The sequence below is a fragment of the Bosea sp. 685 genome (genome assembly GCF_031884435.1).
Lineage (GTDB): Bacteria > Pseudomonadota > Alphaproteobacteria > Rhizobiales > Beijerinckiaceae > Allobosea.
This window is the reverse complement of record NZ_CP134779.1, coordinates 936,119-961,242: the sequence shown is the minus strand read 5'-3', so window position 1 is coordinate 961,242 and position 25,124 is coordinate 936,119. Positions and strand designations below refer to the sequence as shown.

The 25,124-nt window shown below is 61.9% G+C and carries 26 protein-coding genes, 1 tRNA gene and 2 pseudogenes; 16 read left to right on the top strand and 13 right to left on the bottom strand.

The features are described 5' to 3' along the window. The first annotated feature begins 4 nt into the window (after positions 1-4). From RMR04_RS05550 to RMR04_RS05510, 9 genes are all read left to right on the top strand, one after another. On the top strand, positions 5-154 hold the full coding sequence (locus tag RMR04_RS05550) for a hypothetical protein (protein ID WP_311913449.1): 150 nt from the start codon (positions 5-7) through the stop codon (positions 152-154). 45 nt (positions 155-199) lie between these two features. Further along, positions 200-469, top strand: coding sequence for a hypothetical protein (locus tag RMR04_RS05545; RefSeq protein WP_311913448.1), 270 nt, complete (start codon positions 200-202; stop codon positions 467-469). 258 nt (positions 470-727) lie between these two features. Continuing rightward, positions 728-1,126 (top strand): hypothetical protein, encoded by a 399-nt coding sequence (locus RMR04_RS05540; RefSeq protein ID WP_311913447.1) that lies wholly within the window; start codon positions 728-730, stop codon positions 1,124-1,126. An 88-nt stretch (positions 1,127-1,214) separates the two neighbouring features. Next, a complete protein-coding gene (locus RMR04_RS05535; protein ID WP_311913445.1) occupies positions 1,215-2,084 on the top strand; it encodes a hypothetical protein in 870 nt (289 codons plus the stop codon). After that, the gene (locus RMR04_RS05530; RefSeq protein WP_311913444.1) at positions 2,081-2,584 is read left to right on the top strand and encodes a ribonuclease H family protein; all 504 of its coding nucleotides are present in this window, start codon (positions 2,081-2,083) and stop codon (positions 2,582-2,584) included. Before RMR04_RS05535 ends, RMR04_RS05530 begins: the two co-directional genes overlap by 4 nt. 94 nt (positions 2,585-2,678) lie before the next feature. After that, entirely contained in the window at positions 2,679-3,260 is a 582-nt protein-coding gene (locus RMR04_RS05525) for a hypothetical protein (protein ID WP_311913443.1), read from the top strand. Positions 3,261-3,347: 87 nt separating this feature from the next. After that, the gene (locus RMR04_RS05520) at positions 3,348-3,869 is read left to right on the top strand and encodes a hypothetical protein (protein ID WP_311913442.1); all 522 of its coding nucleotides are present in this window, start codon (positions 3,348-3,350) and stop codon (positions 3,867-3,869) included. 155 nt (positions 3,870-4,024) lie between these two features. Further along, positions 4,025-4,351: a hypothetical protein gene (locus RMR04_RS05515; RefSeq protein ID WP_311913441.1), complete on the top strand. Its 327-nt coding sequence runs from the start codon at positions 4,025-4,027 to the stop codon at positions 4,349-4,351. A 10-nt stretch (positions 4,352-4,361) separates the two neighbouring features. Then, entirely contained in the window at positions 4,362-7,955 is a 3,594-nt protein-coding gene (locus RMR04_RS05510) for a hypothetical protein (RefSeq protein WP_311913440.1), read from the top strand. Between the two features lie 65 nt (positions 7,956-8,020). Here the strand turns inward: RMR04_RS05510 and RMR04_RS05505 are convergent, their stop codons facing one another. The 5 genes from RMR04_RS05505 to RMR04_RS05485 form a co-directional block, all read right to left on the bottom strand. Further along, positions 8,021-9,274 carry a hypothetical protein gene (locus RMR04_RS05505; RefSeq protein WP_311913439.1) on the bottom strand — a complete coding sequence of 418 codons (1,254 nt, stop codon included), beginning with the start codon at positions 9,272-9,274 and terminating at the stop codon, positions 8,021-8,023. Then, positions 9,234-9,386, bottom strand: coding sequence for a DUF4113 domain-containing protein (locus RMR04_RS05500; RefSeq protein WP_311916061.1), 153 nt, complete (start codon positions 9,384-9,386; stop codon positions 9,234-9,236). The genes RMR04_RS05505 and RMR04_RS05500 overlap by 41 nt, the downstream gene beginning before the upstream one ends. Positions 9,387-9,566: 180 nt before the next feature. After that, positions 9,567-9,794 carry a hypothetical protein gene (locus RMR04_RS05495; protein ID WP_311913438.1) on the bottom strand — a complete coding sequence of 76 codons (228 nt, stop codon included), beginning with the start codon at positions 9,792-9,794 and terminating at the stop codon, positions 9,567-9,569. Positions 9,795-9,821: 27 nt separating this feature from the next. Beyond that, positions 9,822-10,082 (bottom strand): hypothetical protein, encoded by a 261-nt coding sequence (locus RMR04_RS05490; RefSeq protein WP_311913437.1) that lies wholly within the window; start codon positions 10,080-10,082, stop codon positions 9,822-9,824. A gap of 311 nt (positions 10,083-10,393) precedes the next feature. After that, positions 10,394-11,155: an HAD family hydrolase gene (locus tag RMR04_RS05485; protein ID WP_311913436.1), complete on the bottom strand. Its 762-nt coding sequence runs from the start codon at positions 11,153-11,155 to the stop codon at positions 10,394-10,396. A gap of 715 nt (positions 11,156-11,870) precedes the next feature. Here RMR04_RS05485 and RMR04_RS05480 point away from each other — a divergent pair. Beyond that, positions 11,871-12,290, top strand: coding sequence for a hypothetical protein (locus RMR04_RS05480; RefSeq protein WP_311913435.1), 420 nt, complete (start codon positions 11,871-11,873; stop codon positions 12,288-12,290). Positions 12,291-12,816: 526 nt separating this feature from the next. On the opposite strand, the gene RMR04_RS05475 is transcribed toward RMR04_RS05480, so the two are convergent. From RMR04_RS05475 to RMR04_RS05465, 4 genes and pseudogenes are all read right to left on the bottom strand, one after another. Continuing rightward, complete coding sequence (locus RMR04_RS05475) at positions 12,817-13,734, bottom strand: tyrosine-type recombinase/integrase (protein ID WP_311913433.1); 918 nt, start codon at positions 13,732-13,734, stop codon at positions 12,817-12,819. Positions 13,735-13,914: 180 nt separating this feature from the next. Continuing rightward, a pseudogene (locus RMR04_RS32070) lies at positions 13,915-14,070 on the bottom strand (DUF6538 domain-containing protein); the annotation flags it as partial. A gap of 74 nt (positions 14,071-14,144) precedes the next feature. Continuing rightward, positions 14,145-14,219 (bottom strand) — tRNA-Glu (locus tag RMR04_RS05470). A 131-nt stretch (positions 14,220-14,350) separates the two neighbouring features. Continuing rightward, complete coding sequence (locus RMR04_RS05465) at positions 14,351-15,460, bottom strand: alkene reductase (protein WP_311913431.1); 1,110 nt, start codon at positions 15,458-15,460, stop codon at positions 14,351-14,353. Between the two features lie 232 nt (positions 15,461-15,692). Here RMR04_RS05465 and RMR04_RS05460 point away from each other — a divergent pair, with 232 nt between their 5' ends. The 5 genes and pseudogenes from RMR04_RS05460 (at position 15,693) to RMR04_RS05440 (ending at position 20,943) form a co-directional block, all read left to right on the top strand. Next, positions 15,693-16,454 (top strand): ComF family protein, encoded by a 762-nt coding sequence (locus tag RMR04_RS05460; RefSeq protein ID WP_311913430.1) that lies wholly within the window; start codon positions 15,693-15,695, stop codon positions 16,452-16,454. A 106-nt stretch (positions 16,455-16,560) separates the two neighbouring features. Further along, positions 16,561-16,818, top strand: a complete 258-nt coding sequence (gene grxC / locus RMR04_RS05455; RefSeq protein ID WP_311913428.1) for a glutaredoxin 3 — start codon at positions 16,561-16,563, stop codon at positions 16,816-16,818. A 115-nt stretch (positions 16,819-16,933) separates the two neighbouring features. Next, positions 16,934-17,419, top strand: a complete 486-nt coding sequence (locus RMR04_RS05450; RefSeq protein WP_311913426.1) for a DUF1178 family protein — start codon at positions 16,934-16,936, stop codon at positions 17,417-17,419. A gap of 630 nt (positions 17,420-18,049) precedes the next feature. After that, positions 18,050-18,401, top strand: a pseudogene (locus RMR04_RS32065) (cell wall hydrolase); the annotation flags it as partial. A gap of 535 nt (positions 18,402-18,936) precedes the next feature. After that, positions 18,937-20,943 (top strand): methylmalonyl-CoA mutase family protein, encoded by a 2,007-nt coding sequence (locus RMR04_RS05440; RefSeq protein ID WP_311913423.1) that lies wholly within the window; start codon positions 18,937-18,939, stop codon positions 20,941-20,943. 141 nt (positions 20,944-21,084) lie between these two features. On the opposite strand, the gene RMR04_RS05435 is transcribed toward RMR04_RS05440, so the two are convergent. Then, positions 21,085-21,699 carry a J domain-containing protein gene (locus RMR04_RS05435; RefSeq protein WP_311913422.1) on the bottom strand — a complete coding sequence of 205 codons (615 nt, stop codon included), beginning with the start codon at positions 21,697-21,699 and terminating at the stop codon, positions 21,085-21,087. 97 nt (positions 21,700-21,796) lie between these two features. Between RMR04_RS05435 and RMR04_RS05430 the strand changes: the two genes are divergently transcribed. Continuing rightward, a complete protein-coding gene (locus tag RMR04_RS05430) occupies positions 21,797-22,069 on the top strand; it encodes a BolA family protein (protein ID WP_410492202.1) in 273 nt (90 codons plus the stop codon). 89 nt (positions 22,070-22,158) lie between these two features. Here the strand turns inward: RMR04_RS05430 and RMR04_RS05425 are convergent, their stop codons facing one another. From RMR04_RS05425 to RMR04_RS05415, 3 genes are all read right to left on the bottom strand, one after another. Further along, positions 22,159-22,392 carry an AbrB/MazE/SpoVT family DNA-binding domain-containing protein gene (locus RMR04_RS05425; RefSeq protein WP_311913420.1) on the bottom strand — a complete coding sequence of 78 codons (234 nt, stop codon included), beginning with the start codon at positions 22,390-22,392 and terminating at the stop codon, positions 22,159-22,161. Between the two features lie 79 nt (positions 22,393-22,471). Then, entirely contained in the window at positions 22,472-23,665 is a 1,194-nt protein-coding gene (locus RMR04_RS05420; protein WP_311913418.1) for an MFS transporter, read from the bottom strand. Between the two features lie 25 nt (positions 23,666-23,690). Next, entirely contained in the window at positions 23,691-24,860 is a 1,170-nt protein-coding gene (locus tag RMR04_RS05415; protein WP_311913416.1) for an acetyl-CoA acetyltransferase, read from the bottom strand. Positions 24,861-25,124 lie beyond the last annotated feature (264 nt).

Here is a 25,124-nt window from a genome sequence, read left to right as displayed (position 1 = left end):
GATCATGGCTGACCTCAAGCTGGCAGCTTACGCGCAAGGAGCCGACGCCCTACGCCTGATCAGCATTGAGAAGGTCAACGGCGTCATGGCGAACTGCTGGTATGTGCTGGAGGGCAAGGCCCAGCTTTACCGGCTGACGAAGAGCGGCAGCTAAGTTGTGACAAGCGGGCTGGCCCCACTGCATCGGGCGCTTCTCATCGTGCAGCAGCTCCAGCGTATCAATGCGCGGTGGGAAATGCAGGGCGCTTCGCTGTTCTTGCTGGTCGCCATGCGTGGTCAGATCACGAAGCCGCAGATTGAACGGTATCTGAAGATGTCCAAAGGCAGCAGCCATCGGAATATCGAGATGATGCAGGATGCCTGCCTGCTCCGGGTGGAGAAGATCGACCGGACCAATGTCGTGCGGCTGACGGAGTACGGGCAGGAGTTCGCGGGGGCGATAGCGGCGATGATGCGGCTGGAAAAGTGAAGTCCACTTCATTTCTTCTAAGTCATTGATAAAAAAGGGATATCAATTAGGGCCCACCCATAGCCCTACAGAAACAAAATAAGACGGCCAGTGAGCGATTAGGGACCACCTCTACCTAGGGAAAACAAAATCGGACTGTGATGCGCGTAATCCCCAAAGGTGAAGTCACTGCAGTTTTGGTCGGACGTACATCGCCGCCTCTGTCTGATTATCAATCGTTCCCCACACTCATGCACAACCACAGGAAACCACTGAGCGATGCCCTATGAGGCCCTTCGGCCCTATACCTCGACACGCGACAAGCACGACGGCCCCCAACTCCTCCGCATCCCCCTAGCGAACTCTTCAGGCCACGCCCGCATCTCCCCGGAGGATTACGGACAGGTCATCGCTCAGGGCTTCTCCCCGAACTGGTATCTGAAGCTGGGCCAGGTCACGACCTACAGCCCTCTATCGGGACACGCTCGGGTCGCCCGGATCATCCTAGGGATCGCGAAGCCGGGCCATCGCTCGACCCGTGTCTCTCACGCCAATGGCGACAACACGGACCTTCGCAGGAGCAATCTCACCACGAAGAACGTGAACGAGGCCCGACCACGCTACGGCCGGGATGATCGCCGTCCCAATGCCCGCTCAGGGGCCGGCTGGCGGACCTGACACCGCAGCACATCGTCATCACGAACTATGCAGTTACTTCACCCGCCCGGCATCCGCTTGGCGGGTTTCCTCGTTCTGGAGACCCTTCATGGAATACCACCAAGAAACTTTGGACAGGCCGACAGGTCGGCTTGAGACCAAGTCCATAGGCAACTGGATTACGATCACCGAATTGGGCGCGGGCTACGGTGTTGGACCACGGACAACTCGTCTTGTGCTGCATCACATGGGCGTCCTTGCCCAAGAGGGTCAGCGATACCGGCTTCCCCGAGACCTAGTCGAAGATGGGATTGGGCTTCGCCACGATAGGCCGAAGTCGGGACATCCCTTCGATGTCATCAGCCCTGTCGGGCAAAACCTCATAGCTACCGTGTGGGCTGAGGCCGCTGCGGACTATGCAGTAAAATCTCAGAGGGTCGAGCACGTCCAAATGATCCGGGACGCCCTGGCCCTCTTTAAGGAAACCCGACTGACTCCTCTGGATACCCGGCAGGAAACCTATTGGGTTCTCGACCACTTTCCAAACCTTCAGCACCAAACTCTAGCAACGGCTCTGGAGGTCTCCCCGGCACTTGTCAGCCGGTATGTGAAGCAGCGGAGCGCGAAGCGTGACGCCCTCAGATGGCGGCGGGACAAGCCGGTGAGGTGGATGAGCCGGGAGATCAAGGACAAGATACTGATGAGTGGTCTCGGCGGTAACGCGCCCTATGAGACGACCTGCATGTCTCCAGGCGAACGCCCCAACGATGGATATATAACTGAAGGACTTTACACCCCCGAAAATGACCAGCCGTACCAGAAGCCCAACAAGCCGGGCTTCTCAGTAGTCGATCTTCTTCGCTACGCGCCCACCCTTTACCGCATGTCTCCGACTCAGCGCCACGTCCGCGTCTGGCAAGTTCATAAGCCCGATCAAGACGTTGATGCGGTGGTCGAAGCTGGGAGCAACCGGCCATGACGCCATCGCTGGTAGCAACAGAACCCCCGCCCCATCGGGAAATCACCGTCCACTTCGACGGCTCCTGTCTCGGCAATCCCGGACCCGGTGGGTACGCCGCGATCCTCACCAACACCCTGACGGGCAACCGTAAGATCGTGAAGGGCCACGCCAAGGGGGAGACCACGAACAACCAAATGGAACTGTTGGCCGCGATCAGAGCCCTTCAGGCCATCCAGCCGGGAGCCTTCGTCACGATGGTCGGGGACTCAGAATACGTCATCAAGGGCATCACCGGCCGAATGCAGTCTTGGAAGGCGAAGGGCTGGCGCACCTCGGCCGGCACCTTGGCGAAGAACATCGAGCTTTGGCTTGAGCTGGAGGAAGCCTGCCTGCGGCCGGCCAAGCTGGAATGGCGTTGGCAGCAAGGTCATGCTGGTTGTGCCTTGAATGACGAGGCTGACCGGGTCGCCAAATCTGAGGCGGATAAGTCTAAATCTAAGATGAAGCCAATAATGTAGTGAACCTTCACCTTTATGCGATCAATATACTTCTTGAATGCGATCCAATATCGGATAGTTTTAACTCAATCGCCGCAACATAAGGAACTCACCAATGAAATCCGAAGAATTTAAGATCGTCACTGACGCAGACCGAAGCCGCATTGCGAAACTCATCACGACCGTTGTTCTTTCTTATTCGGATATGGCTTCGAAAAGTAACCGCTACATCGCCATCCTTACCGGCAACAGCCAACACGGCGTCCGGACGGTTAGAAAATCGATGGAACGAAAGGGTACGCTTGGAACCATGCAGGGAGATTTGCCTGAACTGCCACGCATCCCGGAAACAACAGTAACGCGGCTCAAGACTGCGATAATAGAGGCCGCCGAAATCAATGAATGGCATTTTCGTGAAAACATCGACTCGCCAGAACTTTCGATCATGCGGCAGCTGATGATCGAAGCGTTGATGGTCGAGAGGCGGGAAGTGATCGACCTTGGAGCCGCCTCAGACGTCGCAGACAGGCTGGATGCTGCATCTGAGCAAGCAAACGATGTCTATGAGAAAGTTCGTATTCCGCTCTCGGCTGCCGAGATACAGGCCATGATGCCCCAACCGCCTATCCGTCGTCAGCAAGCCGCCAGCACGCGCAGGATCGCGGCACTGCCTCAGCGCTCCGAAATGCTCCAGTAGTTTCCGTTCGTATCACGAAGCTGGAGCTTCATCCCCGCCCGCCCGGCTCCCCAGCTTGGCGGGCTTTCTCATGCCCTAGGAAGCCCTATGGAAAATGCTCTCCCGATCCCGCGCATCCACATAGACAGCAGCCCTGCGATGATGGCGGAAGCCGTCCGCGATAGCGTCCTCTCAGCCCGCCTCGGCTATTCTAAGCCAGCCGACATTCGCAAACTCATCCGCCGACATACCGCCTCGCTGGAGGCCATGGGAGCATTACGCCACGCTGGCGTCATGGTCGAAATCGGCAGCGGAGCCCGCCGCGAGGCCAAGGAATACAGCCTCAACCGCGCTCAGGCCGCATTCATCATCAGCAAGGCCAGGACCCCCGAAGCCGCCAATCTCGCCATAGTCATTGCAGAGGTCTTTGCCCTTCACACTCAGGGCAAACTCGTCGCGGTCGATGATGCGGCAGCGGCGGAGCTGGAGGCCATCGGCAAGAGGTCGAGAGCGCGTGATGCAGCCCTTGCTCTCGGTCGGGAAGGCTGGGCCGTCGTCAAGACGTTCAAGCGGTCCAGCCGGAAGCGGAAGCTCAGCGCCCGGTATCTCGCGATGGCGTCATTCGACTGAGGCGCAGCCCTCTCGCCTACCACTCCACCCCCAACCCCTCCCCGCCCGCCCGGCTCTCCAGCTTGGCGGGTTTTCTCATTCCGGAAACGATCACCCTCCCAATGACCACCCCCGCTTGCCCTAGTGCGAGCCTAGACCACCCCGCGCCACTACGGGTGTCGAGCGCCAAGAGCCCTCCGACCAAGCCCGGCTACCACACCACCAGCTACATCGTGACGGACTTCGACGGGGCTCACGTCTGCACCTCCAAGACACCCTTCTACTCAGCCGCCCGTGCGCTCCTGAAGCAGGGCCATGACCCGCTTGCGGTCCTCTACATGCACACCGACGCAAGCCCGAACTGGTCCCTGCGGGCTCCGCTCGGCAGGGCAGCGAAGCTCACGGTGCAGGAAAACGCAGCCCATGGCCCCCGTGTCGTTCCCTACGATGGCGAGCGGCTGGCCCTTCTGAAATCCAACAGAGAGAACCCAAATGGCAATTAAAGGGATCGACATGTCCCGCGAGCCCACGTCCTCAGACGAACTGTGGGATCAGCTTGACGAGCACGAAGCGATCAATGGCCCCCTTATTTCGGTTGAGAGCGAAGGAGCCATGTCCACGGCCGGCAAGGTCGCCAAGGACATCGGCAAGGGCATCACGGAAATCCCTGGCGCGGTGAACCGGGGCGTTGCCTCGGCCGTGAACGAAACCACGGGAGCCATGTATTCCATGGTCACCCAGCCGGCCGTTAGGTGGCTTCACGAGAACGTCGTGGACATGACCGGTGTTGCCCCAGGCATCGTTTCGGGAGAGGCAAATCCCCTCTCCATTCCCCTGGACACCGCCGTAACCCCCAAGCCCGAGTCCGTCACTGGCGGCCTCGTCAAGGAAGTCTCTCAGTTCGCCACCGGCTACTTCCTTGCCGGGCGGTTCATGAAGACGGCCGGCATGGTGGCGGCCCCCACGGTTGGCGGCACCGTCGCCCAAGGTGCGGGCAAGGGCGCTCTCACCGACATGTTCTCCTTCGATCCCCATGAGGAGCGCCTGTCGAATTTCATCGAGCAGCATACAAGCCTTCGCGATCCCATCACGCAGTACCTCGCGGCACGGCCGGAGGACAGCGAGGCAGCCGGCAGGCTGAAGAATGCCGCTGAAGGCCTCGGCCTCGGCATGGTGGCGGAAGGCCTGCTTCTCAGTTTGCGGCTCACCAAGGCCGTCCGAGCGGGTGACAGGGCGGAAGCTCTGAAGGTCGCTGACGAGATGGAGATCAAGGGCCACGAGCCTGAGGTTGACCTTCTCAAGGACAAGGCCCCTGAGCGTCCTGAGGAGGCCGTACAGCCCCTTAATGACAACAAGCAGGGACCTAATGCCACTCCTGACAGCCCCGCTGTAGCGCCTCCCAAGGACTCCGCAGAGGGTGCGGCGAAGCTGTCCGAGCCCGACCCGACTGTGAAGGGTCCGGTGAACGACAACACCGTCCGCGAGGCCCCACCGATCAAGGTGGACGAAGCCAAGCTGCGGGAGAGCGTCAACACCGCGATCACGGAGCAAGCCTTCGGGCAGGGCCGGAACCTTTCGGGCATCCGGACGGACCTGATCGAGAACGGCGAAGACCTCCTTGCGATCATGTCGGCCACCCAGCGGGTCTACAAGGAAGAGATCGGGAAGATGGTCGGGGGCAACGCAGACGGCGTCCTCACCCATGCCGAGATCAGGCGTCAGGCTGACGAGCTTTCGGACATCGTCGGAACAAACTCATCGGCGCTGATCGAGCGCATCGGGAAGACTGCGGGAACCCTAGAGGACCTGCCGTCCACCATGCTCATGTATCGGGATGTCCTGACGACTGCGTACAGCAAGCTCCTGGATGTCGCGAAGATTTATCATGATCCTTTGGGTGGCGTTGGGCCGTTCGCGAACCGTGCGGAGGTGACTGCGGCGTTCATCAAGAACTACGAGATCGCTGCCAACATCCAAGGCATGTACCGGGGCCAGCAGACGCAGATTGCCCGGACCATGTCGGCGATGAAGATCACCGCTAAGGAGCGGGTCGGCGCTCTTGCGGACCTCGACTTGGAGAACATGCGCGGGCAGGGCGAAGACCGTCTCCGTGCCATGGCCGGCGACATCATCGGTGGAGCCTACGAGCCGGGCGGTGGCATAAACATGAAGGCCGTCTCCAAGTCCATCCGGGGCGGCTTCGCGGAGAACGCGGTCAATGCGCTCATCTCCTTCCGGGTCAATGGCATGCTGTCGGGGCTCACCACGCAGTCCGTGAACTTCGCCAGCTCGACCATGGCGGCGGCGCTTCGGCCTGCGGAGAAGATGATCGCGGGCTCCTTGCGCTTCGGCACGGCTGAAGGTCGCGCTCAGATGGGCGAAGCCGCAATCCAATATGGGACCATGATCGCTTCGGTGAAGGACGGCATCTCTTCGGCGGCGAAAGCCTTCCGACTTGGTGAGCCGATCCTGGATCCTGGCAGGGCTCGCATTGAGGTGCAGCCATCGCGGCTTCCGTCGATGACCTTCGACATCAAAAACCCCGTGGTCGCTCAGATCGCGGACGCGGTCGGCGGTGTCGTGAACCTGCCCGGCCGGATGATGATGTCCATGGACGAGTTCGTGAAGCAGGTGTCCTACCTCGGTGAGGTGCGGGCGCAGGCATATCGCGAGGCGTATCACGAAGGCGCGTGGCGTTCCGGGGACTTCAAATCGTTCGGAGAGTTGGTGTCGCGCCGTCTGGACGAGAGCACCGACGATATGGGCCGGGCGCTCAACAGCAATGCGCTGGAGTACGCCCGCGAGTCCACCTTCACGAAGGACCTGAAGGCGGCAACTCACTTCGGGAAGCCCACTATGGGTGAAACCCTTCAGGTGGCGGCAGGAAACCACCCTGCCCTTCGCATCGTCATGCCGTTCATCAGGACACCGACGAACCTCCTCAGGTTCGCTTGGGACCGCACACCGGGTCTGAACATTGCCCGGAAGGAGTTCTACGACCAGCTTACGGGCGCTCGGGGTGCTCAGGCTCAGGCGGATGCCGGGGCCAAGATGGCGATGGGTGGCCTGCTATGGGGCTCGGCAGTCGGCTATGCGGTCGAAGGCCGGATCACCGGATCAGGACCGACGAAGCCGGAACAGAGGGCGGCCCTTCTGGCGACAGGATGGAAGCCCTACTCGCTTCGCAGCACCAATGCGGACGGCTCAGTCCAGTACGACAGCTTCGCTCGGTTCGACCCGTTCGCGATGTTCCTCGGCATGGTCGGGGACTATCACGAGCTGAGCGGGCAGATGAGCGACACCGACATGTGGGACATGGCCGGCAAGGGTCTCGTCACCACGGTGAAGCAGCTCTCAAGCAAGTCCTATTTGCAGGGCCTCACTGACTTCCTCGACGCCCTGTCCAATCCGGAATGGAAGGCAGAGAAGCTTGCAAAATCGCTTGCAGGCTCCTTCGTTCCCTCGGTGCTGACCAAAATGTCCGGTGACCCCTACCAGCGCGAAGCTCGGTCGGTCATGGACGCAGTGAAGAAGCGGCTGCCGGGGTATTCCGAGGACCTCGACCCCATCAGGAATATCCTTGGGGAGCCCGTCACTCCCGTCCCCACATTGGGTCCGTCATGGCTTTCGCCAATCGCCAGCGACACGCACAAGGGCGGCTTACAGCCAACTACGGCAGCATGGAAGGCGACCCCAAACGACGACGTGAAGGACGAACTCGCCCGGCTGTCGCTAGTCGGGGACAAGGGTTTCACTCCAGCCGCCCAGGTGCAGCACAATGTTGACCTGTTGGAGCACCGAAGCCCGATCACAGAGAAGACGGCCTATGACCGCTACGTCCAGCTTACCGGAGAGGTGACCATGGGTGGCAGGACGTTGGCTCAAGAGCTGGAGCACATCATCCGCAGCCCGACCTACAAGTCCCGGCTGACGGATGGTGACGAAGAATACGACGGCTCCCGTATTGGGCTCGTGAAGGAGATTATCGGCGGCTACCGCCTAATGGCCTTCGAGGCGCTCCAAAAGGAAATCCCGGAGTTGCGTGTTGCTGTCCGGAGGGAACGGACGAATGCTGCGAGAGCCCTGATGGCTCCCCGGCAAAAGTGAAGTGAGACCATGACAGAAGCCCCGGAGGATCATCCTTCCGGGGCTTTTTGTGACGGTCCAACTCTCTACAGCCCGCCATGCTGCACGATTTCATGTGTACGATCAAAATCGCGTTTAAATCTTGCCTCGGCGTTACTTTCCAGTTGATGCTTTACGCTTGTCCAGCGCGGATGAGCAGTCTCGCAGTAGCGCCCCTCCTTGCAAGGCTCCGCGTCTGACCCCGCATGTTCCCATGCCCGAACCAAGCGAGGACGGGTTAGTCCGAGCTTAGAGCTTTCCGGAGTCGCTTCGCGCGCGCGCGGTGGTCGCTTGTTCGGGCAAGAAGCCATGCAATCATTGCTCGACTGGACCCAATCCATAAACAATAATGCATCGCATACTAAATCAACAACCTCAGATAGTGCGTTACTCCGAATTTTCTCTCTGACGTTTAGATAGAATTCTTCAATTTTTGACGCATCGGCGCGAGCATTGCCGTGCATATCTGATAAAGACCGTGAAAGGCTTGCCGTCAATTTAATAAGACTGATGTTAAATTCCTGCGACTTAAGCGAATTCAACGATAAGTTATCTTCAATCGTAGATATTATTCCGGGCGCATCGAGGCCCGGCAGCTTGTCCTCACTAACCCAATCGACGCTTTGTGAAACTGTAGAAAAATTAGTGACATCGTTGTAAAAATCCGAGGGTGAAATTGAAGCCGGATCGGTATTATAGGCCCCAAATTCGGTCTCTATCGAATTGAGCAATATAGCGACCAATTCAGAACAAAATGGTCCGGTTATAATCTTGTCCTCCCATCTCCTCCCAACGAATTCGATCCTTTCGGCAATTTGAGGCGATAACAATTTTGCCGTACGAATAAGTCTTGCATACGCAGGATACTGCGCTAGATACACCTCTATAATTGTTTGGATTATCTTCTCAAGCGCGACAATAATATTATCATTTGTCGCGTATCTGATTTTATTATATCTCCTTACTTCGGCCGCATCGACGCCCGGCAGCGCGACGAATATACGAGTCAGACCTTCCTTGATGCGCGCGAAGACATGATGATCTAATGTCGCATCGCCGACCGCACTGCCGTGGGGGTTTAAGCTCGGCTTGAACAGGCTTGTAAGCACGATGCCCGGCTGGTCGAGAGACTCAACAATCAAAAATGGCGACAGAAACATCGATGCATGAGAATAGGGAGCTAACGCTCCCCCTCGTGTTATCGACTGCGCAATGCGATTTAGCCGAGAACTCTTTGCGTCTCCCGATGTCAAAAGTACGTCAAATGGGCGGGCGTCCGTAATGTCCAAAACAACCGTCATCGATGCCGCCTTCCTTGTGGTGGATGAACCGACTGCACACTACTTGACCGTAGACCGCGCTGCGAATTACCGGAAGCTCCCGCATGCGCGTGGTGTATCGCGGGGAGTTCATGTCGAACTTCGTCACCCAACCTTGCGCTGTCGCTCAACCCCAACGGCAGCGGGAAACACTGAGCCACGACCATGCTGCGGATTGCAGGCATTCAGCGCGGCCCCTAGCCGGCCGCTGCGCGCGCGACTAAGGCACCTCAGAAATCCGCAGTTGCGTGAACTGACCACACATGTCGTCCTCCTACTGGCCGTCATCGATATCGCCTCGATAAAGGCGTCCGAACTCGTCGGGGCGCTTGTCGTCAATGGTCCGATTGAGCTGGCCGTTGGTCAGGTGAAGCGCAAAGTGCAACACGTCTAGCGCGACATATAGATGGGTGTTGAGAGGTATCTCAGCACACCACATTCGCACGTTCTGGTGGAAGGCCCTCACCACGGCTTGCATCTCCTGCGCCTTGGCGGGTGACATCGAGCGTTTCGACCGCTGCACCACGGCCTAGCGCCCCGCGCTTATCAGGGCCTCGACATCGGACGGCACGTTCCCATAGCGGACCAGCACAACAGCCTCCGCGAACTCGCCAATGTCCGGATCGCCAGTCCGCGAGAATGCCGCTGCGCCCTCATTGCCCGTCGCCAGTCGAGCCGCGCGGCTCCTGGCGATGAGTTCAGACGGAGCCTCCAAAGCCTCGCCCGCACAGAGATTGCCGTCGTCGTCCCGGCCGAACGGCAAAGCCACGAAGTAGGTCACGCTTCCCATTGCCGTCCCTCCAGTATGAGAACATACGTAGAACATCAGGTCGGCAGCGGGAGTCAAGAGATGGCGGATGAGAGGCCGGCGTCGGCAGTGGAGGTGACAACGGAAGCTGAGATCGACGCGGTCCTGCACGAGTTCCAAGGGAACCCGAGGGAGGCGATACGCCCTGCTGCATGACCTGAAGGTGCTTGCTGGGGACAGCAATCTGAAGGTGTCCAAGCGGTACGTTCGGGGGAAGTTATGGGGCGTGAGGAAGTTCGGCTAACGACCCGTTGCAGACGCTTGGAAGGCCTGCTCGCGCGGAGGATCGACATCTAAGATTGAAGTAGCTCGGATATCGCCCGAATGATCCTGTCAGGCCGCACGCAACTGCCTTCGGGCAAGCCCTTCCCGAAGCCATCATGCCAGATGGAGAAGATGCCAAGCCTCTGCGGAGCGGCCACTTCCCACTCCAGATTGTCGCCCACCATCCAAGTTTCGTGAGGCTCCACGCCTAAAGCGTTCATCGCATGGAGATAAGCGCGCTCATCGGGTTTGCCGAACGCGTGCTCACCTTCGATCTGAATATGATTGAACAGTGGAGCGATCGAAAACCGCTCGATCTTGGCGCGTTGACCTTCGGCTCCGCCATTCGTGACAAGCGCCAGCAGCACGCCGCGTGCCTTCAATATCTCGATCGTTTCCCGCGCGCCTGGAAAGAAGTCAGTCAATTGGTCACGATAGGCCGTGTAGCTGGCTGCAATGCGCTCTGCCAGCTCCTCGGTCATGTGCTCCAAACCGGTGGCGATAAACGTGTCGGCGATCACCTGCCGGCGAGCTTGGGATACTCCGAAGCGGGCTATCTTGTGACGCGCAGGATCCGACCAGAATTCTGCGAACGCAGCGTCCAGCCGTTCGGCCACGTCGTAAGGCTGCAATGGTGCCAACTCAGACTCGAACGCGCGAGCAATATGGCGGAGCACCTCCGGCCTCTGGCCGCAGGCCAAGATCGTGTCGTCGAGATCGAATAGGATTGCACGCGGTAGCGTGATCGCATCGGGATTTTGGTCGGCTGATGTCAAATTCGCGGGGGCCATTGACCCAATCCTAGCCTGATCGAAGTCCAAATGTCAGGTCCGCTTTCGACCCTTTGCAGCCATTCGCCGTGGCTCCGCCCCCCTTGCTGCAAGTGGGAGGATCGGCGCTCTGCGTTGCTGCGCGGCTATCGCTCGGAGCCGTTGCTGCAGTTCATAAATGCCATGTGTGCGGCCGTGCCGACGCGCGCGGACCTCCAGACTTTACGGCCGGGGCGATGTGGATCGTCAACGATCCGTCCCCCATTGCCGAGCGCGCACGTGCAAGAGCGTTGATCTTTCATGCCGCGACATTCGGGTAGGATACCGCCGCTCTGCGCCGAGGCAGAACCCCACGAGCCAAGAAGGATCAGCGCCGCACCGCCGACTTTTAGAGCCACAAGATGCATGTCAATTCCCCAAGCCGCAGCTCAAAGTTGCACAGCCTAGAGGGTGCGTCCACGTCCATTGCGACCGCTAATGTCGAACATCCGCTGTGAGCCTCACCCTTGCTGCAAGCGCGCGGTCGAGCTTCCGCTATCGGCCCATCGCAGAACTTGCCCGAGCCCTTGCTGCGGGTGCGGCGTAACGACCGCCCACGTTGGCGGTGTCGGATGGTCAGTCAGGCTCATGGTGCCGAAGCCGCCAGAGTCACAAGTCCATTGACAATTTAATTATCAGTTTGCTTTGTTGTTTGCTTCCCGCTGGAGGGGTAAAAATTAAAATGGGCGCATCAACAATGGGCAAAGACAAGCACTATAGAATTGGTGTGGCGGCAGCTCTAACATCTTACGATCAAGCGGCAAAGACAAAGGTTTTTACATTTCCTCCCTCTTTCCCGTTTACGGGGTACGATTTCAAAGTTCTTATTTTCACTTTGAAATTAATTGACCCAGCGACCGCTTCGGCGACTCTTTATATTAAGGGCGGCACAACGGGAAGATATTCTACCGGAGACAATATCCTGCACGACCACTACGTGGTAACGCTTAAGGCAGGGCCCAATGCAGTTTCAGCAATCGATGTGGGGCGATGGTTGATGACCCATCCTGATCCTCAAGAAGCAACGCTTCAATCTAAATCGTTCAATTTGATCGAAAACCAATTCAAATCGATCGATTCTGTTTGGCTTGACGTAGAAGGAATGCAGCAAGACTAGGCATTACGGGCGCTGAGAAGATCAACTGTCGGCGATCAGGCCCGCTCCGACATGCCGATGCGGGCCTGATAAAGGATGATGGGTCGAGCTTCTGCTTCCTACCCATTGCGGAAGTCGAAGAGTAACCGGCTACCTCCGGCATCGAACGTGTCATTGCCGCTACGGGCTTCAGCACTACAGACCCTTTCCCAACTTCAAGCTACCCTGGGCACTCCCAAAGCTCCCCGGCCGCTGGCGGAGGAAAAACATGGATCGGCCGCGTTCGTCTGTCCCGCTCATTTCGGTGCTACGGCGCCGATCCGCAGAGGACTTCATCCGTCGTATCGCGGACGTGAGAGCCGAAGCCTCCGCCCGAGGCTACAGCACCCTCTCCTACTTCCTCGACATTGCAATGCGCGAAGCCATGATCCAGGTGGATCAAGAGGCCCACGACCGGAAGGCGAAGAACGCATCCCCAGCAGACTTGTGGACGACATCACCCCGGCGATGATAGCGAACTACAGGCAAAGTCGACGGTAGCCGCTGCCTAGACGGGGTGAGACACCCGATCCACCCACTCCCTCAACTCGGCAACATCCCGGCCCTTGGAATAGATGCCGTACGTGATGCTCAACGGCGCGTGCCCCAAGAGCCGCGCAGCCAAAGCCTCGGGGCACCCCGAACGCTCCAGCGCCGTTGTGAAGCTCTTGCGGAGAGAGTGAAACGTCTTACCCTCGGGAATCTCGGCCTTCCGCATCGTGCGACCGAAACGCACCGAGAGGGCGCTGGCCTTCATACCCGTAGGTGCCTTGATGTCCTTTAGCTTCGCATGGACGGGGAGCGCCCTTGCCGCGTTCTTCGACTTACCCGTAACCAATAGGAAGCATTCGACTCCGCCAAGCTCCGTACGCTCTGCCACTAGACATTCGTTAAGTCGGAAGCCGGTGTAGATCGAAATCAGGAACAGTGGCCGAAGCTCGTCATCGTCTTTGATGGCTTCGTATGCCCGGACAAGCTCAACGTCGCTGAAGAAATCATAGCTTTCCGTAGCCCTGCCGCGCTCATCTGCAGCCTGCGTCAGGTCCTCAAAGGGGTTCCTCGGGCGCTCATCAGCGGCTCTGTAGACCCATAACCAGAGATGCGACATGACGGTGGCATATCGCTTGATCGTGTCCCGCGCCTTGCCTACCGAAACCGCATTCAGCCAATCGAGAGCCTTACTTCGGGTGACATCATGGAGCGGCCTATCACCCTGATGCTCAATCCAGAGCCTTACTGTCGTGGCGTAGTTTGCCTCCGTCGTCGCTGACCGCTTGGGGTTCTTGTCAAGGTAGTCCTTGAGCGTCTCGGAGGCGACCTGACGGCCCTTCACGTGGTCTTTGAAAGCCTTGAGGAAATCCGGCTCGTCAGCGTCACCAGACTGCTCGGCCTTGTCCACGAGCGCGTCGAGGCTCGGGTTATACATCTCGTTTCCGTCTGCGACATTGACCACGACCGCAGGACCCACCTCCGCTAGACGCGCCCGGAAGGCCGCATAGGAACGCTCTCGGGTTCCTTCGGCAGGGTGGGCATCGCCCAAACCTAGGCGACGCTCGGTCGCACCGATCTGAGCCTTCGCTATCGGAAGGAAATCCCACCGACGCTTGCGAGCCTCATTGAGGTCGGACGTGTCAAGCGCCTTGCGAAGGTATGGCCCGAGTTCGCCCCGCAGGCGATTTGGGACGGGCACGCGACAGTACCAACGGTTTCCGATCCGCTGGAGATAGAGCGTGTCTACGATGGATTTTGACTTTGCCGGCATGCCGCAAACTAGCTGCGACGATCGCCTGTAGGCAAGACCTGTAGGCAAGCTAAGTGCCTATAGAGCCTAAGTGGTGGCGCTCCCATGGGGAATCGAACCCCAGTTTTCGCCGTGAGAGGGCGACGTCCTAACCGCTAGACGATGGGAGCAGCGCGGCAAGGGCTGCTGTGTAATCGGGCTGCGGCCGCTCTGCAACTGTTTTTGCGCATGGCCCGCAAGGAATTCGCGGCGACGGCTCATGACCGTCGCCGCGGAGCCAGTTGAGGCCGCGCCCGGCTGGTCAGGCCGCCTTGTCGGCCAAGGCGGGATAGTCGGTATAGCCCTTGGCATCGCCACCGTAGAAGGTCGCGACATCCGGCTCGTTCAGCGGGGCGTTGCGCTCCAATCGCGCGGCCAAATCGGGATTGGCGATGAAGAGCCGGCCGAAGGCGATGGCGTCGGCCTCGCCCTTTTCGACCGTCTCGATGGCGAGCTCGCGGTTGAAGCCGTTATTGGCGATATAGCCGCCCTTGAAGGCCCGCCGCAGCGCGCCATAGTCGAAGGGCAGATAGTCGCGCGCCTCGCGCGTCGCGCCCTCGACGACATGGATGAAGGCGATGCCCTGTTCGCTGAGCTTCGTCACCAGATAGGTGAACAGCGCCTGCGGGTCGGAATCGCGCGCATCATTGGCCGGACTGACCGGCGAGATGCGGATGCCGACGCGGCCCTTGCCGAACACCTTCGACACCGCAGCGACAGCCTCGAGCGCGAAGCGCACGCGGTTCTCGATCGAGCCGCCATAGGCATCGCTGCGCTTGTTGGAATCGTCGCGCAGGAACTGGTCGATCAGATAGCCATGGGCGCCGTGCAGTTCGACGCCGTCGAAGCCGGCGGCCTTGGCGTTTTCGGCGGCTGTGACGAACTCGCCGATGATCGCGGGAATTTCCGCCAGCGCCAGCTCGCGCGGGGGCGAGACCTCGGCGAAACCGCTTTCGATATAGGTCTTGGTCTTGGCGGTGATCGGCGACGGGCTGACCGGAGCCTGGCCGCCCGGCTGCAGCGAGACATGGCTGACGCGGCCGACATGCCAGAGCTGGGCGATGATCTTGCCACCTTGCGCATGGACGGCGTCGGTCACGGCTTTCCAGCCGGCGATCTGCGCCTGGCTGTACAGGCCCGGCGTCCAGACATAGCCCTGCCCCTGCTGCGAAACCTGCGTGCCCTCGGTGATGATCAGCCCGGCGCCGGCGCGCTGGCGGTAATATTCGACATTCAGATCATTGGGGGCGTCATTGCCACGCGTCGCGCGATTGCGCGTCAACGGCGCCATGACGACGCGGTTCCTGATTTCGATGTCGCCGAGGCGAAGCGGCGTGAACAAGGCAGGCCTGGCAGAGCTGGATTGGCTCATCGGAGTGATCCTTCGGATCGCGGCTGACGCCGCATGGTTTGACTAGCGACCGAACGCCCAGAAAACGCGCCCGCGCCCGGCGGCATCGGCATTCGACAAGGCTCAGATAGGCATGACAGAGTGGAATGGCAGGGGCGCGAGGTGCGCCCCTGCCATCGCCGGAAGGATTTCCTCCCCGGAGGCCTGTTTGGAGACCATCGACACCGCCGAGCCTCTGCCCGGGAGACCGGGATTGCGCGCCCGCCTTCTCGCTGGAGGCCGCCATGCGCTGCGCGCCGGGCTCAATGCCGCGCTCGGCATCGTCTATCCGCCGAGCTGCATCGCCTGCCATGCCGCGACCGGGGAGGCGCAGGCCCTCTGCCCCACCTGCTGGGCCGGCATCGGCTTCATCGAGCGCCCCTTCTGCGAGCGGCTCGGCACGCCTTTCGCGGTCGATCTCGGCGCAGGCCTGCTCTCGCCGGCTGCGATCGCCGACCCGCCAGCCTTCCGCAAGGCACGCGCGGTCTGCCGTTTCGACGGTGCCGCGCGCGAACTGGTGCACAGGCTGAAATATGACGACCGGCTCGAACTGGCGCTGACACTGGGCCGGATGATGACGCAGGCCGGGCGCGAATTGCTTGGGGAGGCCGAGATGATCGTGCCGGTGCCGCTGCATCGCACCCGGCTCTGGAGCCGGCGCTTCAACCAGGCGGCAGCGCTGGCCGATGTCGTCGCCAGGCAGAGCCGCGTCCCGCTCGCGCCGAGCCTGCTGGCGCGGGTCAAGCGCACGCGACAGCAGGTCGGGCTGACGCGGGCGCAGCGCACAGATAATCTGCAGGGCGCGTTCAAGGTTCCTCTCGCCGCGCGGCCGCGGATCGCGGGGCGGCGCATCCTGCTGATCGACGATGTGCTGACCACGGGCTCGACCGTCAACGCCTCGGCACGTGCGCTGCTGCGCGCGGGCGCGGCCCAGGTCGACGTGCTGACCTTCGCCCGGGTGGTGACGGATGCGTGAGCTGTAGCTCTTTGATTTCGCATCGGCTTCTTCCGAAGAACCGGACTCCCCTTTTCGGGCCGATGCACTAAATAAAGCGCAGCGCATTATCCACGAAGGTCACTCCATGCCGCCCGTCACGATCTACACCACCTCCTGGTGCCCCTATTGCCAGTCGGCAAAGGCGCTGCTGAGCAAGAAGGGCGTCGCCTTCGAGGAAATCGATGTCGACGGCAAGCCGGAGCTGCGCCAGGCGATGACGGCCAAGGCGCGCGGGCGCACCTCGGTGCCGCAGATCTTCATCGGCACCACCCATGTCGGCGGTTCCGACGATCTGCACGCGCTCGACTCGCGCGGAGAGCTCGACAAGCTGCTCGCGGCGTGAGGCGCAAGCTGGGCCACTTGGCGGGAAAGCCACTTGCCAAGAGAGGCCGCTTGCAAAGGGCTCGTAAGGGCTTACGTGCTGGGGATGGAATTCAGCACCGGTCCCTCGCACTGACATGATCCGTTACGCCCTCATCTGCGACAACGCCCACGACTTCGAAAGCTGGTTCTCGACCTCGGCGAGCTTCGAGGACCAGGCGCAGCGCGGGCTTGTGTCCTGCCCGGTCTGCGACAGCCCGAAGGTCGAGCGCGCGATCATGGCGCCAAATGTCGCGCGGACCGATCGTGCGTCGCAGATTCGCGCGGATGGAACCGACGTTGCAGCCGCCACGACGGAGCCCCCCGCCGCGCCGGCTCCGGTCGCCCTGATGGGCGAGAAGGAGATCGCCTTCCGGGAGATGCTTGTGGCCCTGCACAAGCATGTCGCCGAGAACGCCGAGAATGTCGGCAAGCGCTTCGCCGAGGAGGCGATCAAGATCCATCACGGCGAGAGCGACGGCCGCGCCATCTATGGCGAGGCGACACCCGACGACGCCAGGATGCTGCATGAAGAGGGCGTCGAGTTCATGCCCCTGCCTCGCCTGCCCCGCGCGGGGAATTGAAGCGCGCGACAAGCCCACAACGGCGATCGGCTTTGGTCAAAAAGCGCTCCGGAGGCCGGTCGGTTGTCAGGGGGGCCACGCCGTTATCCAGAACTCGGCCCGCGATCGGTTTCCGGTGAAGCGGCAGCCATGGCAGCCGGCTCGGCGCTTCTCACTGGCAGGAATGTCTCGCCTTTCCAACGCGGCATACACGGCAGAGCGGACGAAATCCCGCCGCTCCGAGCTTCAGTATTTTCGTTTGATAATAATATCTTAGCGAAATTATCGTCGGAAGAAAGCGCCGCCGGAACTCCCTTTCCTGCCTCTGCCCTTCCTTTCCGGATTAACTTTCTGTTAAGGGTTATGGGTTTCCTTGCCCGCGATCCCGCTGCGCCGCATACGGCAATTCAGGATCCCGAACCCAGGAGTTACCGCATGAAGCGGATCGCAATTGCTGCACATGGTCTCCGCTCCCACGGAGTTGCCCGCCGCGGCAGTAGATCGATCCCGCTTCTGATTTCGCTGCTGGCTCCGGCTCTGGGCGCCTGCAGCCTCTCGCCCGTCGAGACGGCTGCGGTCACCGCGCCGGCGACGAAGGAGCCGGCTGCCGCGCGCAAGCGCGCCGTCGCCCTGGCGAAGGCCGATCCTCGCGAAAAGGACTGCCTGGTCCGGGCCATGTATTTCGAATCGAACCGGTCGAGCGAATCGGGCCTGCTCGGCGTCGGCACGGTCGTGATGAACCGGATCGAATCGCCGCGATACCCTGAGACGATCTGCGGCGTGGTCGGGGCTCCGCGCCAGTTCGCCTCCGGCGTCCTGACGCGCCCGATGACGGAGAAGACCCTGCCGAAGATCGAGGCCATCGCCGAGGACATCCTCAACGGCCGCCGCAACGAGACGATCGGATCGGCCAAGCATTTCCACACAGCCGGGCTGCGCTTCGGCTACACCAACATGCACTACATGACGGTCGCCGGCGGCAACGCCTTCTACGTGAAGGGCGAGCGGCCCGAGCGGCGGCGCATCGAGGAGCCGGCATTCCAGGTGGCGGAAGCCTCCGCGCCGGCGCCTGTTGCAACGGCCACGCCCGTCGCTTCCACCTCCTTCGCATCCGCGCCGCTGGCCTTCGCACCCAAGACGCCTGCGTTCGAGGCGCCCGCGCCCAAGACGCTCGCGCTCGATACCCCCGCGGTGATGCTGGTCAAGAATGTGCGGCTGCCGCCGGACCGGCCGCTCGATCTCGATCTGCCCAAGCTCAAGCGCGCTTTCGTCGCTCCTCCCAAGGTCGACCGGCGCCTGGCGGCGCTTCTGCCGTCATCCTCCGAGATCAAAAGCAGTCTTTCGCCGCGATAAGCGCTCGGCCTCTGGCCGGCGCGGATTTTGGGCAGGACACCGGGAGGCAGCGCGTTTCCATGAAAACCGGACGCGCCCGCGCCAAATTTTCGTCCGCCTAACGTCGAGGGGGACATCGCCGCGGCTCTGGCGCTATCTTCGCCGCAGTGCAACATTCAGATTGCTCTGCAATACGGGGAAACGCCATGACCGCGACGAAGCCCGACGGCCAGCAGACGGCGCAGCGCGACAAGCCCACGCCACGCGACAAACCTTGGATCTTCCGCACCTATGCGGGCCATTCCGACGCCTCGGAATCCAACAGGCTCTACCGCAACAACCTCGCCAAGGGGCAGACCGGCCTCTCCGTCGCCTTCGACCTGCCGACGCAGACCGGCTACGATCCCGACCATGTGCTGGCGCGCGGCGAGGTCGGCAAGGTCGGCGTGCCGATCAGCCATCTCGGCGATATGCGGGCGTTGTTCGCCGATATCCCGCTCGCGCAGATGAACACCTCGATGACGATCAACGCGACGGCGGCCTGGCTGCTCTCGCTCTATATCGCGGTGGCCGATGAGCAGGGCGCGGCCCGTAACGCCTTGCAGGGCACGACCCAGAACGATCTCGTCAAGGAATACCTCTCGCGCGGCACCTATGTCTTCCCGCCGCGCCCCTCGATGGCGCTCACCACCGACATCGTCGTGTTCACGGCCCGAGAATTGCCGAAATGGAACCCGACCAATGTCTGCTCCTACCATCTGCAGGAGGCCGGCGCCTCGCCGGTGCAGGAACTCTCCTTCGCGCTGGCGACCGCGATCGCGCTGCTGGATTCGATCCGCGCCCGGCCGGAGGTCTCGGCCGAGGAGTTCCCCGAGGTCGTCGGGCGCATCTCGTTCTTCGTCAATGCCGGCATGCGCTTCGTCACCGAGCTCTGCAAGATGCGGGCTTTCGTCGAGCTCTGGGACGAGATCACGCTTGGCCGCTATGGCGTCGCGGATGAGGCGATGCGCCGCTTCCGCTATGGCGTGCAGGTCAATTCGCTGGGCCTGACCGAGCCCCAGCCCGAAAACAACGTCTACCGCATCCTGATCGAGATGCTGGCCGTGACGCTTTCCAAGAAGGCGCGCGCCCGGGCCGTTCAGCTCCCGGCCTGGAACGAGGCGCTGGGATTGCCGCGCCCCTTCGACCAGCAATGGTCGCTGCGCATGCAGCAGGTGCTGGCTTATGAGACCGACCTGCTCGAATTCGGCGACATCTTCGACGGCTCAACCGTGATCGACGCCAAGGTCGCCGATCTCAAGGCGGCAGCGCTCGAGGAGCTGGCGAAGATCGACGACATGGGCGGCGCGCTGGCGGCGATCGAAACCGGCTATATGAAGCAAGCGCTGGTCGAGAACGGCGCCCGCCGGATCGAGGCGATCGAGCGCGGCGAGCAGATCGTCATCGGCGTCAACAAATTCACCAATAGCGAGCCCTCCCCGCTCTCGGCCGGCGAAGGCAATGTCGTGACCGTGCCGGATTCGGTCGAGTTGGAGGCGGTCGGCCGGCTCAAGGCCTGGCGCTCGGCCCGCGACGCCAAGGCTGCGGAAGCCGCGCTGGCGGAACTGGCCTCCGCGGCGAAGGAAACGCGCAATGTCATGCCGGCCTCGATCGCCTGCGCCAAGGCCGGCGTCACCACCGGCGAATGGGCCCAGACCCTGCGCGAGATCTTTGGCGAGTACCGCGCCCCGACAGGCGTGGACACGACCAAGCTCGGCGACGATGCAGGCCTCGCCACGGTCAAGGCAGCGGTCGCCCGCGCCACCGAAAAGCTCGGCCGCCCGCCGCGCTTCCTTGTCGGCAAGCCGGGGCTCGACGGCCATTCCAACGGTGCCGAGCAGATCTCCGTGCGCGCCCGCGACGCCGGCATGGCGGTGAGCTATGGCGGCATCCGCCAGACGCCCGAGGAGATCGTGGCGCAGGCCCAGGAGACCGACGCCGACATCATCGGCCTGTCGATCCTCTCGGGCTCGCATCTGCCGCTGGTGCGTGACGTCACGGCGCGCCTGCGCGTCGCGGGCATGACCACCCCCGTCGTGGTCGGCGGCATCATCCCGCCCGATGACGAGAACGCCCTGCGCAATATGGGGGTGGCCGCGGTCTACACGCCGAAGGATTTCGCGCTCGACGGCATTATTGCCGATGTCGCGGGGCTGGCGGCGAAGGGGCGGTAGCTCCTGTCATCTCGCACGCGCTGCAGCATGCAATGCTGCTGCGCAGATGCGGGACCGTTTTCAGGACAGGGCGCCTTCTCGTCGCGCGGTCCCGTGTCTGCGCCGCGTCACTTCGTGCCGCAGCGCGCACGGGATGACACCCTAAACCATCCCTACCGTCTTCAATTGCTGATAGGCCTTCAGGATCTCCTGAAGCGTGCCTTCCCGCGAGCGGTCGCCGCCATTGGCGTCGGGGTGGAAGCGCTTCACCAGTTCCTTGTAGCGCGCCTTGATCGCGGCGGAATCGGCCGTGATGTCAAGGTTGAGAGCCTCGAGCGCCTTCCTGGCAACGACGCCGACGCGCGGTTCCGGATTGGCCGCCTCCTGGGCGCGCCGGGAGCCGAAGATGTTGAAGCCGTCCTGCACATCGGCCTCACCGCCACCCGCCACGCGCCCGCGCTGCGCCATCCGCGCCGCCTTGGAGTTGACGCCGAGCTTCCATGTCGGCCGATGGCCGATCTCCTCCTGCTTGGCGTAGGCGGCCAGCGCCTCGTCATCCATGCCGGCGAAATAATTATAGGTCGCGTTGTAGGCCTTCACATGCTCCATGCAGAACAGGAAGAACTTACCCTCGCGGCCACGCCCCTGGGGCGCGCGGAATTCGCCCACCCGGGAACAGCCGGCATGGTCGCAGCGGTGCGCATCGGATTCCTCGACCGCTTCCGCCTCGGAAGGGCCAATCCTGATACGGTCGAAAAGGCGTGAGTTGAAGTTCATGCTCGAACGGTTATGAGACGCGCAATCGGAACCGGCAAGTGCGGCGCAACATGCACCAGCCAATCCCCCCTATGACGACCGGAAGAATGTCGCGATCATGACCGCAATGGCTGAACGGATTACCAAGAAGCTGGAAAGCGCCTTGTCGCCGCAGCGCTTGAAGGTGATCGATGAATCGCACCAGCATCAGGGCCATGGTGGTTGGCGCGAAGGTGGCGAGACGCATTTCAGGGTTGATATCGTATCAGAAGCCTTTTCCGGCAAGAGCCGATTGGAGCGTCACCGCATGGTCAACGCCGCATTGGCGCAGGAATTGGCGGATGGCGTGCATGCGTTGGCGATCGTGGCGCGCGGTCCCGGCGAGGCGTGACACCGCCCTCTGGCCGCGCTTTCAGGGCGTGATCAGCCTGACCGATGGAAAATAACTTCGATAACGCTTTAGCTCGACAAGTGTTGCCGTCACAACTCGCCGCGCGTCATGGCCATGATTTCGTCCGTGCTCAGGCCCGGTCCGGCGCTGCCGCGCCATTTGTCGATCAGGCTCTCGCTCGCCGCGTGCGCCACCTTGAGCAGCACGACCCTGCCATCGGCCTCCATCCGGAAATCGACAGCGCTGCCCGGAACGATGCCGAGCCGATCGCGCACCGGCTTCGGGATCGTGACCTGGCCCTTGCTTGTGACAGTCGTTGCCATGGCAGCCTCTGTATTACCAACCATCAGGAAGGTAATACCTCACCATCTCCCACACAAACCCACGCCCGCTTGGAAGCTCTCAGCTCTCCGCCCGCTCCGGGGTGAACGCGTAGACCACGGCAGCCCCGAGCAGCAGCGCTGCAAACCCCCAATGCAGGTTGGCGAAGGTCGTGGCCGCGTCAAAGCCTGAGGCGCGCTGCGTCGCGATGAACCAGCCCGAGCCGGACTGGAGCAGAGCCGCGCCCGAGATGAACAGGAAGTTCACCGCCGTCATGCCGCGCCCGAGCAGATGGGCAGGCAAAAAGATGCGCGCATGCGCCATCAGGACCGCATAGGTGAAGCCGACAGCCCCGATCGCCGAGAACAGCACGACGGCCAGCGCAGCCGAGGAGGCTCCTATCAGCGCCAGCAAGGCGAAGGCGACCGCCGTCGCGACCGTGCCCCAGAGCACCAGCGGCTTGACCCGCCCGACCGCCTTTTCGAGCCCGCCATAGAGGAAGGCGCCGCCGACCATCGCAAGCGCCATCGCGGTCGCGGCATTGCCGGCGGTGATGGCGTCGAAACCATGGACGTCGCCCATGAAGGGAGCGATCCACAAGCCCCGTGCCGTCGCCACGATGGCGTAGCCGATCAGGGTGATCGGTGCGAGCAACCAGAGCGGCCGCAATCGCAGGATACTGGCAAGCCCCTCGACCAGGCCCTCAGCCTTGCCGGACGCGCTTTCGGCCCGTGGCGGATCGCGCAGCAGCATAGCGGCCAGCAGCGTCGCTATCAGGAAGCAGGCCGCCACCGCCAGCATCGCCGTCCGCCAGCCATAATGCGCCGAAGCGACCGCCAGCGGCCCCGCCGCGAGGATATTGCCGAGCGAGCCGAGGCCGATCAGCACCGAAGTCAGGAAGGCGAAGCGCGCCGGCTCCGCCGTTCGTGCGAACAGGAACAGCGAAGCCATGAAGATCGGCGCGCAACCGATGCCGATCAGCGCCATGGCGAACGTCCCCGCCAGGGCATTGCTCGCCATGGCGAAGAGAAAGGCGCCGACCGAGCCGACCGCCATCGCGACCGAGACGGTTCGCCGCGGCCCAAGCCGGTCGAGCGCCCAGCCGATCGGAAATTGCGAGACCGCGAAGGCGATGAACCAGGCCGCACCGAGAAAGCCGAGTTCACGCGGCCCTATCCCTAAGTCCGCCATCACCGGATTGGCGATGACGCTCAGGAACGACCGGTAGAAGATCGAGAGGAAATAGGCCGGCAGCAGCGCGAAGAAGACGGTCACGGGACGAACCGACGCATCGGCTGCCTCACTTGATCCGCTCGAGCACCGAGACGTAGTTGGCGACCGCCGCACCGCCCATGTTGAAGATGCCGCCTAGCTTGGCGTCATGCACCTGCATGCCCTCCGGCGCCTCGCCGACGAGCTGCATCGCGCTCAGCACATGCATCGAGACGCCGGTCGCGCCGATCGGATGGCCCTTGGCCTTGAGACCGCCGGAGACATTGACCGGCAGCTTGCCGTCCTTCTGGGTCCAGCCTTCCTTGATGGCGCGCGCGCCGTCGCCTTCCCGGGTCAGGCCCATCGCCTCATATTCGATGAGTTCGGCGATGGTGAAGCAGTCATGCGTCTCGACGAAGGAGAGATCGTCGAGCGTGACGCCAGCCTGCGCCAGCGCCTGCTTCCAGGCCACGGTGCAGCCTTCGAACTTCAGGATGTCGCGCCGCGACAGCGGCAGGAAGTCCTGGACATGGGCCATGCCGCGGAAACCGACGGCGCGGCGCATGCCCATCGCGGTCTCCGTATCGGCCAGCACGATGGCTGCCGCGCCGTCAGAGACCAGCGAGCAATCCGTGCGCTTCAACGGACCGGCGACGTAAGGGTTCTTCTCGCTCTCCTCGCGACAGAAAGCGTAGCCCAAATCCTTGCGCATCTGCGCATAGGGGTTCTCGACGCCGTTCTTGTGGTTCTTGGCGGCGATCATCGCCAGCGCGTCCGACTGGTCGCCATGGCGCTGGAAATAGGCGGCCGCGATCTGGCCGAAGACGCCGGCGAAGCCGCCGGTCGTCTCGCCCTCCTCCTTGAGATAGGAGGCCTTCAACAGAAACTTGCCGATATCGGCGGAGGGCGTCTTGGTCATCTGCTCGACACCGACGACGAGCACGATCTTGGCGTCGCCGGCCCTGATCGCGCGGGCGCCCTGATGCACGGCGGCGGAACCGGTGGCGCAGGCGTTCTCGACGCGGGTGGTCGGCTTGAAGCGCAGCGCCGGATCGGCCTGCAGCACGAGCGAAGCGGTGAAATCCTGCGCGGAGAAGCCGGCATTGTAGTGCCCGAGCACGATCTCATCGACCTGGTCGGCCGTGATCCCGGCATCGACCAGCGCATCAATGGCGACCCGCACGATCAGGCTTTCAATGGTCTCGGCATCCTGCTTGCCGAACGGCGTATGGGCCCAGCCGACGATCGCAGCGCTCATGACATTCTCCCTAAAAACCAGCTTTTCAGTCTAATTGCGCTTCGCAAGCGCACCCTGCAAGCCGGCAGAAGCGCATTTCTACCGTGCACGGAAAGAGGGGCCACGATGCGGACCTCGAGACGGGTTTTCGAGCGAAGTGGACACCGGTTCGCGTGAAGAAAACACGTCAAAACAAAGAGCTGGAGCTGTTGAACGATCCAATTGGATCGGAAACCGCTCCAGAAACGGGTTTTATCGTCTCATTGCCGATTAAAATCGGAACGA